The 13,038-nt window shown below is 55.8% G+C and carries 12 protein-coding genes; 5 read left to right on the plus strand and 7 right to left on the minus strand.

Going from position 1 to position 13,038, the window contains the following annotated elements:
• Positions 1–238: 238 nt before the first annotated feature.
• Positions 239–598 carry a PilZ domain-containing protein gene (locus tag LAO76_09045; protein MBZ5491064.1) on the plus strand — a complete coding sequence of 120 codons (360 nt, stop codon included), beginning with the start codon at positions 239–241 and terminating at the stop codon, positions 596–598.
• Here the strand turns inward: LAO76_09045 and LAO76_09050 are convergent.
• The 3 genes from LAO76_09050 to ilvA all read right to left on the minus strand — a co-directional run bounded on the left by LAO76_09050 (position 595) and on the right by ilvA (position 5,080).
• Positions 595–1,842: a DUF3999 domain-containing protein gene (locus tag LAO76_09050; GenBank protein ID MBZ5491065.1), complete on the minus strand. Its 1,248-nt coding sequence runs from the start codon at positions 1,840–1,842 to the stop codon at positions 595–597. The two genes, LAO76_09045 and LAO76_09050, sit on opposite strands and share 4 nt — an antisense overlap.
• A complete protein-coding gene (locus LAO76_09055) occupies positions 1,839–3,749 on the minus strand; it encodes a DUF2339 domain-containing protein (GenBank protein ID MBZ5491066.1) in 1,911 nt (636 codons plus the stop codon). Before LAO76_09055 ends, LAO76_09050 begins: the two co-directional genes overlap by 4 nt.
• 347 nt (positions 3,750–4,096) lie before the next feature.
• Positions 4,097–5,080 carry a threonine ammonia-lyase gene (gene ilvA / locus LAO76_09060; protein ID MBZ5491067.1) on the minus strand — a complete coding sequence of 328 codons (984 nt, stop codon included), beginning with the start codon at positions 5,078–5,080 and terminating at the stop codon, positions 4,097–4,099.
• A gap of 152 nt (positions 5,081–5,232) precedes the next feature.
• Between ilvA and LAO76_09065 the strand changes: the two genes are divergently transcribed.
• Positions 5,233–5,589, plus strand: coding sequence for a nuclear transport factor 2 family protein (locus tag LAO76_09065; protein ID MBZ5491068.1), 357 nt, complete (start codon positions 5,233–5,235; stop codon positions 5,587–5,589).
• A 498-nt stretch (positions 5,590–6,087) separates the two neighbouring features.
• On the opposite strand, the gene LAO76_09070 is transcribed toward LAO76_09065, so the two are convergent.
• From LAO76_09070 to LAO76_09085, 4 genes are all read right to left on the minus strand, one after another.
• On the minus strand, positions 6,088–6,990 hold the full coding sequence (locus LAO76_09070) for an NmrA family NAD(P)-binding protein (protein ID MBZ5491069.1): 903 nt from the start codon (positions 6,988–6,990) through the stop codon (positions 6,088–6,090).
• A gap of 59 nt (positions 6,991–7,049) precedes the next feature.
• Entirely contained in the window at positions 7,050–8,087 is a 1,038-nt protein-coding gene (locus LAO76_09075; GenBank protein MBZ5491070.1) for a low specificity L-threonine aldolase, read from the minus strand.
• Between the two features lie 174 nt (positions 8,088–8,261).
• Positions 8,262–9,482: a radical SAM family heme chaperone HemW gene (gene hemW / locus LAO76_09080; GenBank protein MBZ5491071.1), complete on the minus strand. Its 1,221-nt coding sequence runs from the start codon at positions 9,480–9,482 to the stop codon at positions 8,262–8,264.
• A 10-nt stretch (positions 9,483–9,492) separates the two neighbouring features.
• Positions 9,493–9,837: a hypothetical protein gene (locus tag LAO76_09085; GenBank protein MBZ5491072.1), complete on the minus strand. Its 345-nt coding sequence runs from the start codon at positions 9,835–9,837 to the stop codon at positions 9,493–9,495.
• Between LAO76_09085 and LAO76_09090 the strand changes: the two genes are divergently transcribed.
• The 3 genes from LAO76_09090 (at position 9,809) to LAO76_09100 (ending at position 12,973) form a co-directional block, all read left to right on the plus strand.
• Entirely contained in the window at positions 9,809–11,059 is a 1,251-nt protein-coding gene (locus tag LAO76_09090) for a beta-ketoacyl-[acyl-carrier-protein] synthase family protein (protein MBZ5491073.1), read from the plus strand. The genes LAO76_09085 and LAO76_09090 overlap by 29 nt on opposite strands.
• A 243-nt stretch (positions 11,060–11,302) precedes the next feature.
• Positions 11,303–11,905 (plus strand): hypothetical protein, encoded by a 603-nt coding sequence (locus LAO76_09095; GenBank protein MBZ5491074.1) that lies wholly within the window; start codon positions 11,303–11,305, stop codon positions 11,903–11,905.
• 162 nt (positions 11,906–12,067) lie between these two features.
• Complete coding sequence (locus LAO76_09100) at positions 12,068–12,973, plus strand: alpha/beta hydrolase (GenBank protein MBZ5491075.1); 906 nt, start codon at positions 12,068–12,070, stop codon at positions 12,971–12,973.
• Positions 12,974–13,038: the final 65 nt, after the last annotated feature.

The raw sequence follows: 13,038 nt of genomic DNA on the forward strand, positions 1-13,038 counted from the left end.
ACAAGAATGTCTTCGCGAACTGATTTAAATTAGCGCGCAGCTCATTTCAACCCTAAGTAGCTTCAACCTGATAGGGCTCCCTCGCTTCGCTCGGGATAGAGCATCTCCACCGTACATGGCCCTTTTGTACCTTTTCACCCCTATCCAACGTAATGCTCCAGCGCTTCCAAACAGTGGAACAATACTGCCCATCAAGGGTTCACGGGAGGTAAGGGGTCTGAGGTAGCAAGGAGTTTGTATGGCAGTTGAATACAAAGAAAAACGAAGGTTCCCCCGTTTCGTCTGTGACACCGGCGTGCGTGTTCATCCTGAAATCAGCCAGGCCGGATATTGGGGCACCGTGGGCGACATCTCGCTGGGCGGCTGTTACATATTTACTTTTTCGCCACTACCCGCCGGTCAGGTAGTCACGCTTGACATCAAGGCTGGCGACAAGGAAATTCATGTTGCCGGCAAAACCGTCAGCTCGCATCCCGGCGTGGGTATGGGAGTCGCCTTTAACGGATTCACGGCGGAAGATTCTGAAGAACGGTTAAAAGGCTATGTTCAGAATCTGGCAAGCCAGCCGAAGAAAGAATCGATGGCTGTCTTCCACTAGGCGGCAACCGCGGTCTTCATTGACCGTAAGGCAATCGCGCCCAGGATCAGTACTGCGGCCACAATCGCAATCCACAAGACTGCCGGGTGCTTCTCTGTCCACGGACGTTCATCCGGCCTTCCCGTAAATGCCGCATTGGCCTGCTCCGCTCCAAGGTGTGCCGGGGCCGCATCTTTCGCCAGCAGAAAAAGCTTCGCGTAATCATAGATAGGTGGATCCAATTTTTCGTCGCCGTAGTAAAGCGTTAGCGGTCCGGATGCCGGCGCGTCAAAGTAGAGCCGATGTTCCAATTGCTGCAGCCGCGCGCTTTTTATTTTCAGCGGCGGATCGTCGCCATTATTGATTGTGACTTTGATCTCTTTGTGTCCCACTGCGGAGAAGCTAACGTCATAATCGTCTGTATCAATTTTCTGGCCTTGTCGCACCATGTGAACGCGGTCAATCTCTCCTGATCCGATGTAAGCGTCCTTGTCGCCCTCCACCTGCACTGAGCGGCGGAAATTGGGCTGCGCCGCATCGATATCGAAAGTCACTCGGTTCACTGGAACATTTTCCGGGACGGCAAACGTTAGCACCGTAGCTTTGCCGGTCCGACGTGAAGAATCATTGCGCGCCACGCCTGCGGGCATCTCCGCCACTGTTGGCGCTCCGCCCACATCGCGCCACACCGCTTTCTGCTCCTGGCGAAATTCTGAGCTTGCGCCAATAATGTCCGCGGGCTTCACTGGCCCGTCAATAGTGACTCGCAAGTATTTGTATGTGGAAAGCGGCAGCCGCAGAACGCTGTTCGCGCCCAGATTTTCTTTTGACAGGTCGTAAAGAATGGATTCGCCCAGCAAAGCCCAATCCTTGCCATGCAGATCGTCCTGGCCTTCCACGCGGGCATGCGCCACAAAGTTCTTCGTCAATAGCTTCACATCAATGTGGTCGTACTCAGCAACGCCTGTCATATCTATCAGGAACTGCGTCTTGCCGCCCACTACAGACTGTTGCAGCACGGTCACGTCTTTACTGTCATTTTCGCGGCTGCCCCGCTCCACTATCAGCGCATAAGGCACTTCCTGCTGGCCGTTGTACAGACGCAAGTCGCCCAGATCACGCCGCGCATTCTTCCACGTCTGTTCATCCACTGCTATATATCGCTGCCCGCCCGGCTGCGCTTGCACCGGTCTCTGATACTTGAAGTACGAAATAGAAGGCCCGGCAAGAAACATCGCCAGCAACGCCGCCACTATCTTCATCATGCGGATGTCTCCTGCTCCGTGCTGCCACCACTTTTCTTGGGCGATAACTTGAACCAGTCGCGATGGTACGCATACGAAACAGCCATTAGCAGCACGCCCAGTGCAATGAAACTCAGAATGCGGTAAACCTGCTGCAGCGCTCGCGAGTCATACAGAAAAACTTTTCCGATGGTCACGGCCAGCAGCACCATAGCCTGCCAGCGGATGAATGCTGAGCGCTTCCAGAAGCCGATGATCATCAGCGCCGCGCCATAGACAATCCATATGGCGGAGAAGCTGAAATCGCGCGCAATCCCCAGTTGTGTTGCGGCCTCATACATATCGCGCTGCAGGTATGTCTCAGCAATGTGACGGGTAAAGTAGTCATTGGCCTCCCGCGTCAGCGCGATCAGCGCTAGCACGTTGAGCGCAATCCCGGCCAGCATGATGAAAGGCTGCTCCCTCTCAGAAGCTAACCTCTTTCCGGCAATTACTATGCCGGCCATTACGGCAATCGCTACCAGGAAAGTGGCAAACCGGGTATTAAAGACCAACGTCTGCGTGGAGAAGTCGTCGATGAACAACAGCCTGCACACGCCCAGCGCCAGGGTGCATCCGGCAAAAATGCGCAGAAAGTGCGTGTCCGCTTTAACGCCTACAAACAGCAGCACGGCAGATTCAATCAGCCAGCCAATCGTGATCCAGTGCGCGTCCAGTTTGAGCGGAACGGCAACCGTGATAAAGGCAATCGCCACCGCCACGTGCAGAAGGTTGACCGTCTTTACCACGTCGGGCTCACCGTCCACACGGCGTTTGAACTGGCTGCTCAGCAGCAGATACACGGCAGCCAGCGCCAGCGCATACCAGGTGAGGGTGACTGTTTCACGGTTATACATCACGAATAACGCCAGAAAATATGCTCCGCCATTCACCAGCGGCAATAGCGCCAGCGTAATGGACATGCCTGGATGCCAGCGTGAGCGCGTAAGCGGCGTAAACAACGGCACCAGTGCAAAGACGGCAAAGAATGCCGAGGCAAATAAAACCGTTACCGTGCGTTCTGTCGAATCATAAAATTGCGCCGCCCAGCCGATATACATCACCCCGGTTCCCAGCATCGCGCCCCATACGATCCGGCGCCAGGGCTTGAAAGTCACCATCGCCAGGATTGCCACATCAAGCAGCAGCACATAAGAGAACAGGATGATCTCGTGGTTCTCTCCGGTGGAAACCAGTGCGGGCGTGCTGAAGCCGCCAATCATCGCGTAAACGGCTAGTATCTCCGCGTCCTGCGCGATCGCCAGCGTAATGGTGGAAGCGGTCACCAGGATCATGGCGACGAATGCCACTGACGCGGGAACCAGGTGGAAATATTGCGACGCCGCCCATAACGACAAATAAAGAATGCCGATGCCGACAGCCTTGAGCGAGTAAGAAAACGCCGCGCTTCCTTTCCTGCGGAAGCTCTCGCTCCACACCAGCACACCAGTGCCCGCTATCAGGCCAATCGCCACCCGGCCAGCAGGACCAATCCAGCCGTTATCAAATGCATACTTCAGGAAATAAGCAACGCCAATAAGAATCGCGATAATCCCAATCCGGTTCAGCCACAGCTTGCCAATTGTGCCTTCCAGGTCTTCTGACGAGCGTTGCGGCGTCTGCGCAAACTTCGGCGCCGCTATCTCTGGCCTTGGCGGAATATGCGGCATGGGCGGCGGAGGAGGAACTGGACCACGCTCAGCCTCTTCGCGTAAGACTCTGATCCGCGCTTCCTCAGCAGGAGGTCTGGTGATTGGTGGTGGCGGCGTGGCCGCTGTACCTGAAAATTGAGGTTCAATCCCGGTCGATCGCTCCAACCGGTGAACGCGCGCAGTCAAAGACGCTACCTGCGCCCGCAGGGCCTCCAGTTCATCTTGTGGATTGGCCATGCGGGTAAGCTATCGCATCTCTCCGAGGGAAGCAAAGGGTTTGTTGTTAAGACTTCAGGCTTGCGTCCCGGGATGCAAATTCCGGGCTTCAGGCGCTGCGGTAAGCGATGGAGCAAGGCAATCCGATAAATGCTGAGAGATGCCGTCGGCTGGAGCTTCAGAACTATAATTTCCAAGTCTGTCGATAATTGTGGTAAGAAGCAACGGCGTGAAGCCAGGAAGTTGAAAAAATGGCTCCGCCACACTAAAGAGAAGACTAAAAACAAGAAGATTGAGGATCATTAGCCAATTGTTTCAACTCACCAGATCAAGCTAATAGCCAAAGGCTAAGAGCTAAGAGCTGCTTTTCAATTCCACTTCAATCCTTTAAGCTGGTCCAGATTCACGTTGCCACCGCTCAGCACGGCCACCACTTTTGATCCTGAAGGCGCTTTGATCAGCCCATGCAGCAGCGCAGCCACCGGCGCAGCGGCTGCTCCTTCCACTACCAGCTTGCAGCGGGACATGACCCAGATCATCGCGTCAAAAATCTCTTTGTCCGGCAGCGTCACAATGTCATCCACAAAGCGCTGCACAATGGAGAAATTATTCTCGCCCACGCGCTTTACCCGCAGCCCGTCGATGATGCAGTCAATCCTGTCCAGCGTAACCACGTGCCCGGCTTCAATGCTCCGCTTCATGCCCGGCCCGTCTGACGATTCCACACCGATGATTTTGATCTTCGGGTTTTGCGCCTTCAGCGCCATCGACACGCCGGAGATCAGCCCGCCGCCGCCAATCGGCACCACCGCCACATCAATCTGTGGAAAGTCTTCATACACTTCCAGCCCCAGCGTGCCCTGTCCGGCGATCAGTTGCAGATCGTCAAACGGATGGATGTAGGTGTATCCGCGCTCCTGCACTAGCTGCTTGGCTTTTTCATTGGCCTCGTCCCAGATCAGGCCATGCTGCACCACTTCCGCGCCGTACGCCCGCGTGGCGTCGACTTTGGATTGCGTTGCGTTGGTGGCCATCACCACAACAGCTTTTATCCCGTATACGCCCGCCGCCAGCGCCACACCCTGAGCGTGGTTGCCCGCCGACGAGCAGATCACCCCGCGCTTCTTCTGCTCCTCCGTCAGGTGGCTGAATTTGTTCAGAGGCCCACGGACTTTGTACGATCCGCCTTTCTGGAATATCTCCGCCTTCATCCGGATGTCAAAGCCGGTGTGCTCGCTCAGCAGCCGCGACGTAAGCAGCGGCGTGTGATAAGCAAACGACGAAACGATTTTTCTGGCGGCTTGAAACTCTGCAAGAGAAACTTCCGGGGCGGCTGAAACTTGTGAGGGCATGGCTGGTTCCTTTTCTATTCAGCGGGAGAACTTAAAAGTCTACCAAAAGGGCAAGAGGCATGGTCTACCACGCGGACAGGCAGCACAAGAATCCAAGATGATTGCGCTGTCGCCGTGCCTGTGCGAACGTAGAGACTTCAGAAGGAGGCCCCATGATCGCCAGGAGGTTTGCGGAACGCTTTGCAGCCGAGTGGATTGCTGCCTGGAACAGCCATGATCTTGACCGCGTGCTCTCGCACTATGCTGACGATTTTGAGATGAGTTCTCCGTACATCGCCCAGGTTGCTGGTGAACCCTCAGGAAAACTGAAAGGCAAGAAGGCCGTCGGCGCTTACTGGACAAGCGCTCTCAAGGGTATTCCCGATCTGCACTTTGAGCTTGTTTCAACGCTGCTGGGGACCACTAGCATCACCCTTTATTACAAGGGCCATCGAGGCATGGTCGCTGAGGTATTCATTTTTGGCCCTGACGAGAAAGTGGCCGCGGCATTTGCGCACTACGCTGGCTAATTTCTTAGCATACTTTGCACATGACTTCGGCAATTACCGATACAGGATCACGCTCAGCGCCGGAGGCGCGTTGCGAAGATCTTGGACTGCGTCGTTGGTGGCCATCATGGAAAACGGCGAGGTCATCACAGGCAGGTAGACTGCTCTGGTGCCAATTTGAAACTGCATTGATGCGCTTGAGTGTCATTTTCAGTCATCCATCTGGCTTCCAGGATTACCATAAGAAGACCGAATGCTGAAAGGAGGAATGTATGTCAGACCATAACAGCAATCGCGTACTCTGTCGCAGAACTGCTCGTGAGATCAGCGCCGAGGAATTTCAAAAGATAATGGGGCAAGGCAAGCCTCAAATGACGCAACTCCCTAGCATCCCTTTTCAACCTGACTTTTAACCCTCAAAGCGGTCCACTCACCTGGCATAGTAGTGGACCGCTGTTCTCAACCCAGGAATCGAAATAAGATCCTCTTTGAGTTGCCACTCCTGCAGCGGCGCGAAACCTAAGCTGCCTTCGTCTGCGCTCGATATAAGGGCACAAACTCTTCTTTCACGAATGTTTCAAACGATGTAGTTGTCGTGTTCCTGGCGGATCGTTGTTCCAGCGCGCGCATATGTCCGGAGTTCAAGGCCTCCGCCATCTCCAGAATCAGGCTTGCCACGTTCGGCGACATGCCCATTTGAATGAAGAGGGGCTGCATCTGCTCACCCGGCACTTGGACATACTTGAGATCAGGCTTTTCGATTGCCTTGCCGATGATCGTGGTCGCTTCATCCATGCTGAGATCGCGCTGGCCCAGTAGTTCGCGCGTCTGCTTACCGCTGAAATCAAGGGCGTTCAGCAATTCGGCCGCGGCGCTTCCAATGTCCCTGGTCGCGATCATGGGCAGCTTAAGATCACCGCTCAGCGGCCCTGCGGTTTTGCCCATCGCGCCGATCGCGCCCACCTGGCCCAGCGTGTTCTCCATGAAGTATCCCGCGCGCAGGTGGACCACGTTTAATCCCGCAATCCGGTTCAGGATCTCTTCAAACTCATGCAATCCGGCTACTGGTCCGGTGCCGGCCTGTTTGTCCGCGCCAACGCTGCTGAGCGATACGGCGTGCTTTACTCCCGCGCGTTCCAGAGCGCCAGCAATTGCATCGCTCGCCCGGCGTTGATCGCCGCGAAAGTCCTGGCTGGTCGCGCTTGGCGGGATCATGGCGTACACGCCTTCCGCGCCAGTGAATGCCTTGGTAAGAGCGGCCTGGTCGCTCAGGTCGGCCACAAACGCCTCGGCCCCGCGATCAACCAGCGATTGCAGGCGCTCCTTGCTTCTTCCGATCACCCGAACTGTTTTCTTCTGGTCCAGCAAGCGGCTTGCGACCACATGCCCTGTATTGCCGGTTGCTCCCGTTACAACGTACATGGTGATTCCTCCATCCCGTTATCGATGCCGCTAAGGCGCAACGTGATGCAAAAGGTTCATCACTTCCTGCAAATCCCTCTCACCGCCTCCAACACCTTCCCGCAATCTTCCCGGCTCACGTCATTGTGTGTCACAAACCGCATCTGCTCGTGATCGATCCCCGCCGCCAAAACTTTTTTCTCGCCTAATTTGCGGCTGAACTCGGTGGTGTCCATGCCCGTGCCCACGATACTGAACACAAGAATATTCGTCCGCACCTTCTTCGCGTCAATCTTGATTCCCTTGATCTCCGCCAGCCCTTCGGCGAGCAGACGCGCATTGTCATGGTCTTCCTGTAAGCGCGCCGGCATCTTCTCCAGCGCTATCAACCCGGCCGCGCCCAAGACACCGGATTGCCGCATGCCGCCGCCCATGGCTTTGCGGAAAACGCGTGCTTTGTCGATAAACGCCTTGCTTCCCACCAGCATCGAGCCCACTGGCGCGCACAGCCCTTTGGACAGGCAGAACATCACCGAATCGAACTTGCGCGCGATGTCCGCCACCGATTTCTTCATCGCCGTTGCCGCATTAAAGATGCGGGCGCCATCCAGATGCACCGGCAATCCCATCTCGTGAGCGCCATCGCAGATCTCATCGGCCACGTCTTGGGGGAAAACCGTCCCGCCCGTCAGGCTGCCCGTGTTCTCCAGCTCAATCAATCCGGTCTGCGCGCGATAGTACGCCGGCGGCGCAATTCTCTTCTTGATCTGCGCCCAGGTGATCACGCCATCTTCGCCATAGATCGTCCGCGGCTGGCAGCCGGAAAACGCCGCCACCGTTGCCGATTCCAGGTTGATGAAGTGCGCGCGCTCCTCGCAGATAATTTCCTGCCCATGCTGCGTGTGGCAGCGAATCGCCACCTGGTTGCCCATGGTCCCCGAAGGCACAAAAATCGCGGCTTCTTTCTGGAAGATCTGGGCCGCTCGCTCGTGCAGACGGTTCATGGTTGGATCTTCACCGTAAACGTCGTCCGCCACCTCGGCCTCGGCCATGGCGCGGCGCATCTCCGCTGTGGGCTGCGTGACGGTATCACTGCGCAGATCGATAGCGCGTTTCATTTTGCGTTCTTCGGATTGAGCTACTTCCGGCTGCTCTAGCTTTGATGGCATGTTGATCCTGTCCTGTGCTTTTCAGACATTCTTATTCTCAGCGCGTCCTTGTCCCGACGAAATAACTTGTTATACCCAATGAGATCGTCATCCCGACGACCGTAAAGCGAGCGCGCGCTGTCTTCAGCGCGCGAGTAGGTCGGAGGGACCTTTTGCCTGGCTCACAATCGACTTCTCTGCTCCAATAAATCTTCCAAACACCTCATTCGATAGCAAGCGTCCACGGTTCGTCAATCGCAGATTTTCCCCACTGCGAATTAACAGACCTTCTTCCACCAGTTCGTCGATCGCTGCCCCAAACTTGTTGACCGCTGCCCCAAACTCCTCCCGTACACGTTCCAGGTCGACGCCGCGATTCAACCGCAATCCCAGAAAGAAGCTTTCCTCCAGCGCCTGCTCCTTGCTCACCGCTGATGCCTTGAAGTCCGCCGATATAAAGAAACGATCATAGTCGTCTGTCGTCGCCAGCCGAACGCTTTCCGCTTGGCCACTCACAGCGGGCAGCATCGAATGCGCATCCACGCCAAAGCCGAGATACGGTTGCCGCATCCAATATTTAAGGTTGTGCCGCGACTCAAACCCTTCACGCGCGAAGTTAGAAATCTCATACTGCGCAATGCCCGCTGCATTCAAGCGCTCGCACGCAGTTTCATAAAACTCAGCTGTCAAGTCATCGTCAGGAACAAAGTGGGCGTGGTATTTTGTTCCGCCGGCAATCAACTCGCGTCCCAGCCGCGAGTCTCCGTCCACCTCAAGCATGTAAACGCTCACATGCGGGACGCCCGTCGCAATCGCCTGCTCAAGAGAATATTCCCAACTTTCGCGCGTCTGGTGTGGGAGCCCGGCAATCAGATCAACATTAATGTTGCTGATTCCTGCCTTGCGCAGCCTCTCGATATCGTTGAGCGTTTTCTCGCGCGTATGCAGCCGCGCCACCGAAGCCGCTTCCTGATCGACAAAAGACTGCACTCCCAGACTCACCCGATTTACCCCGCGAGTGACCAGTGTATGGATAATTTGGTCGGTCAGCGTTCCCGGCGCGCATTCGACCGTGACTTCCGCCTTCGGAAGAATCTTGAACTCCTGTCGCAAAGTAAAGAAAAGCTTCTTCAGCTCGTCCGGCGGCAACAGGCTCGGCGTCCCGCCGCCCAGATAGATTGAATCGACCATCTCTGGAATGGTCGCGCCAAGCTCATCCGCATGCGCGCGCAGCCACTGCATGTCCTCGCTTACCCGTTCCACATACCGCCCCATCTGCGCGGCGGAAAACACGCCCGAGGCAAAGTTGCAATAGGTGCATTTTGAGCGGCAGAACGGAACCGAGATGTAAATACCTAAGGTCATTAATCTTGGCTCAATCTTGATCTTCTTTCGTTGGCCAAAGCCAGCGGACAGTAAAGTAAATCGTTACCAATCCGAGAATTACTCCAAGCACCAAGCCGAAGGCGGTTACTGGAACATCCGCTGAGGGTGCAGTTTGATGAGGTCCAACAAATCGCTCCCACAAGGTTGTTGGAACTACCACTCCCGCAAAAAAGGCCATCAACCCCGCCACAAGCGCTGAGCCGATGGCTCCGCCGAACCTAAGCAGCCGCGACCATCCTTTGTACAAGGCGATTAATTGCGTTACCAGGCGCATAAATCCTGCATCAATTATAGAATCAGAGTCTATGCTTAAACGCGCGGTGATTACAGGCATGGGCGTGGTCAGCCCCAACGGCATTGGAAAGACGGCGTTCTGCCGCGCCATCCTTGACGGCAAGAGCGGCGTGAAGCTCATCTCCAGTTTTGACACCAAAGACCTTCCTGTAAAAATCGCCGGCGAAATTCAGGACTTCAACGAGCTTGACTGGATCGAGGCGAAAGAGCGCAAACACGTTTCTCGCTGCGTACCGCTGGCCGTCGCCGCTTCGACCGAAGCGCTGAAAGACGCGGGCCTGGATCCCGAAAAAATGTCTCTGGATGAAAAGCGTGAGATCGGCGTGGTGCTGGGCACGGGCGGTGGCGCGCACGATTTTTCTGACGCGCAGTATCACAAGTTTTATGCCGGCAAGGAAAAGCAGATCAGTATCTTCAGCATTCCCAGCGGAACCATGGGCACCATGTCCAGCGAAGTCAGTATGCGCTTTGGCTTTCGTGGCCTGAGCCATGTAGTCACCAGCGGCTGCACTTCTTCGACTGACGCCATTGCTTATGCCACGCGCCAGCTTCAACTCGGCACGCTGCCCATGACGCTCGTCGGCGGCGTGGACTCGCCTCTGGCTTGGGGCATCCTCAAGGGCTTCACGTTTATGCGCATCATGACCGAATCATGGAACCACGCGCCTGAGCGCGGCTCGCGCCCGTTCAATCTTGACCGCGACGGCTTTGTGCTCGCGGAGGGCTCATGGATGTTTGTCCTCGAAGAATATGAACACGCGCGCGCACGCGGCGCTCATATCTACGCAGAGATCGCCGGCTACGGCTCAACCTGCGAAGCTTTCCACCGCGTGCGCCTGCAGGAATGCGGCGAGGAGCCCGCGCGCGCCATTGGTCTGGCCATGAAGGAAGCAGGCGTTTCGTCGGAGAATATTCAATATGTAAACCTGCACGGAACATCTACCGATTTGAACGACCGCATTGAAACGCGCGCGCTCAAGCTGGCGCTGGGCAACCACGCTTATAAAGTTCCCATGTCAGCGCTCAAGTCCCAGATTGGACATCCGCAGGGCGCGTGCGGCGCCGCTGGTATCGCGGCTACGCTCATCGCTATGCAGCACAATCAGATTCCGCCCACCATCAACCTGGAAAAACCCGATCCTGACTGCGACCTTGATTATGTCCCTGAAGCCGGACGCGTGGCGCAGATTGAGCACGCCGTTTGTAACTGCATTGCGTTTGGATCGAAAAACTCGGCGCTGGTGCTGCGAAGAATGGAGTAGGCGGCAAGCCCGTGCATTGTTGATTACGCCATGATGCGCAAATTGTTTCCATCTTGTTTGCTTACTGTGTTTTGGTGGGCTGGATTCATCCATTCGCAGAATTCGACCCCAACAGAGACATCAGAGCACCCGGCCATATCAGTTCGAGAACAGCGGGAAGTCGTTATACATGGCCTACGCGAGCAATGGCGTTTGGAGTGGAAGGGGCCCGCAAAACCATACTGTGGAGCGAACGAGCTATCTATGGCTATCACTTGTCCGTGTGAAGGATTTGCGTATGGTGAATCCGGCGACTTATATCTTGTCAGGGCACGGGACGGAAGAGAGATCGAGCGGCTGCATTTGACACCATTGTTTGAAGAGAATGGAACAGCTGTGGTGCAGCGCTGGTCCAAAGACGATCGAGCGGACTTCCGCTCATCAGATAAGGAGGATATTTCTGAAATGGTGAGCAAGAGGCCGATTGTCCAGGTCATGCACCTTGAGGATTATGATCACGATGGCAACAAATCAGAATTTTATTTGCAAACAGAATCGGCGCCGTGCGGAAAGAGCGTAGGAGTGGTAGTTGGTTTATCAACGAACAACCCTCGATTGCATGTCTTCGGCACCGTCGCAAACCCTTCAAAACCGCTCTATATGCAAAGGCGGGAGTGGCAAGCACTTCGCGATGCCTCATCGAATGCTGTGGATGTGCTTGACTGGGCTTGTGGCGATCACGGGGCAGATACACAAACTGAACTTCAGCTGCAATGGTCTACAAAGGGCATCGATGGCAAACGGCGCGAATATACGTGCCCGCCAAAACACGAAGGCCGAAAGCTTATCAGAGAAAGCCAGATCTAAAAGATCAATCTCCTATGTGGTTAAGCAGCGAGCACGAATGAAAGTTCCAACAGGCGACCGACGAAAGAAACAAGCCGTCTAAGAGGAACTCTACTCATGAACTGGCCTGACGTCTCATTCATCCGCGTTGCCGCCAACGGCATCAACTTTGAAGTCGCCACCATGGACTCCCGCCCCAGCACGCCAAACCCGTGTGCGTTGGGGACGCCGGGCTCGGGCGATCGCCTTGCGCTCTGCCTGCACGGCTTCCCTGAGCACGCTTATTCCTGGCGACATCAAATGCCTCTGCTGGCGCGCCTCGGCTATCGCGTATGGGCGCCCAACCTGCGTGGTTACGGTGCTACTGATTTACCAAGCGAAGTCTCAGCCTATCAGCCGAAAACGCTGGTCGAAGACGTTGCTTCGCTGATCAAGGCTGCCAACGCCAGAGAAAAACTTGTGGTCGCTCATGACCTCGGCGCTGTCCTAGCGTGGCTGCTCGCCATGGAGCAGCCGCAACTCATCGACCGTCTGGTGATTCTCAACCTTCCGCATCCCGCGTGCTTCGCCCGCGAAGTCCGTAGGCCAACTCAGTTTTTCAAATCCTGGTACACGCTTTTCTTCCAGCTTCCCTGGCTGCCAGAAAAGATTCTTGGCCGGCGGCATGGGCGCGGCGCTGCTGAACTTATCCGCAAGACTTCGAGCAAGCCTGCTCTCTTTCCCGACGAGATTCTGGAAATCTACCGCGCCAACGCTGCACGGTCCGGCGGTCTTCGTGCCATGCTCAATTGGTATCGTGGATTCTTTCGCAGTGGCGGCCTGAAACGCTTTTTTCGCCGCGACATTCCTCGCATCCACATTCCTACGCTTTTCCTCTGGGGCGACCAGGACGTTGCTCTCACCAATCGCACCACGCGCGGCACAGAGAAATACGTTACTGACTTGACATTCCGCGTCTTCCCCGGAGTCTCTCACTGGATCCAGCAGGAAGCGCCGGATGAGGTGAACGCCATGATTGAAGCATGGCTGCTGGGTCGGCGCGTGCCAGAATACCGGGAGCTCGCTGGCGTTTCCAATTTTTCCACGTAGAGAAAAGCATGCTGCGCCTCTAGGCCCACGGGGTTTCGGCGGCCTTGATCCACGGGATTTGCGGG

The organism is Terriglobia bacterium (genome assembly GCA_020072645.1).
Classification (GTDB): Bacteria; Acidobacteriota; Terriglobia; order Terriglobales; family Acidobacteriaceae; genus Angelobacter.

Excerpts from the sequence above, each read along its gene's own strand:
- LAO76_09045 (MBZ5491064.1), top strand. The coding sequence starts at position 239 with ATGGCAGTTGAATACAAAGAAAAACGAAGGTTCCCCCGTTTCGTCTGT.
- LAO76_09050 (MBZ5491065.1), bottom strand. The coding sequence starts at position 1,842 with ATGATGAAGATAGTGGCGGCGTTGCTGGCGATGTTTCTTGCCGGGCCT.
- LAO76_09055 (MBZ5491066.1), bottom strand. The coding sequence starts at position 3,749 with ATGGCCAATCCACAAGATGAACTGGAGGCCCTGCGGGCGCAGGTAGCG.
- ilvA (MBZ5491067.1), bottom strand. The coding sequence starts at position 5,080 with ATGCCCTCACAAGTTTCAGCCGCCCCGGAAGTTTCTCTTGCAGAGTTT.
- LAO76_09065 (MBZ5491068.1), top strand. The coding sequence starts at position 5,233 with ATGATCGCCAGGAGGTTTGCGGAACGCTTTGCAGCCGAGTGGATTGCT.
- LAO76_09070 (MBZ5491069.1), bottom strand. The coding sequence starts at position 6,990 with ATGTACGTTGTAACGGGAGCAACCGGCAATACAGGGCATGTGGTCGCA.
- LAO76_09075 (MBZ5491070.1), bottom strand. The coding sequence starts at position 8,087 with ATGAAACGCGCTATCGATCTGCGCAGTGATACCGTCACGCAGCCCACA.
- hemW (MBZ5491071.1), bottom strand. The coding sequence starts at position 9,482 with ATGACCTTAGGTATTTACATCTCGGTTCCGTTCTGCCGCTCAAAATGC.
- LAO76_09090 (MBZ5491073.1), top strand. The coding sequence starts at position 9,809 with ATGCTTAAACGCGCGGTGATTACAGGCATGGGCGTGGTCAGCCCCAAC.
- LAO76_09085 (MBZ5491072.1), bottom strand. The coding sequence starts at position 9,837 with ATGCCTGTAATCACCGCGCGTTTAAGCATAGACTCTGATTCTATAATT.
- LAO76_09095 (MBZ5491074.1), top strand. The coding sequence starts at position 11,303 with ATGGCTATCACTTGTCCGTGTGAAGGATTTGCGTATGGTGAATCCGGC.
- LAO76_09100 (MBZ5491075.1), top strand. The coding sequence starts at position 12,068 with ATGGACTCCCGCCCCAGCACGCCAAACCCGTGTGCGTTGGGGACGCCG.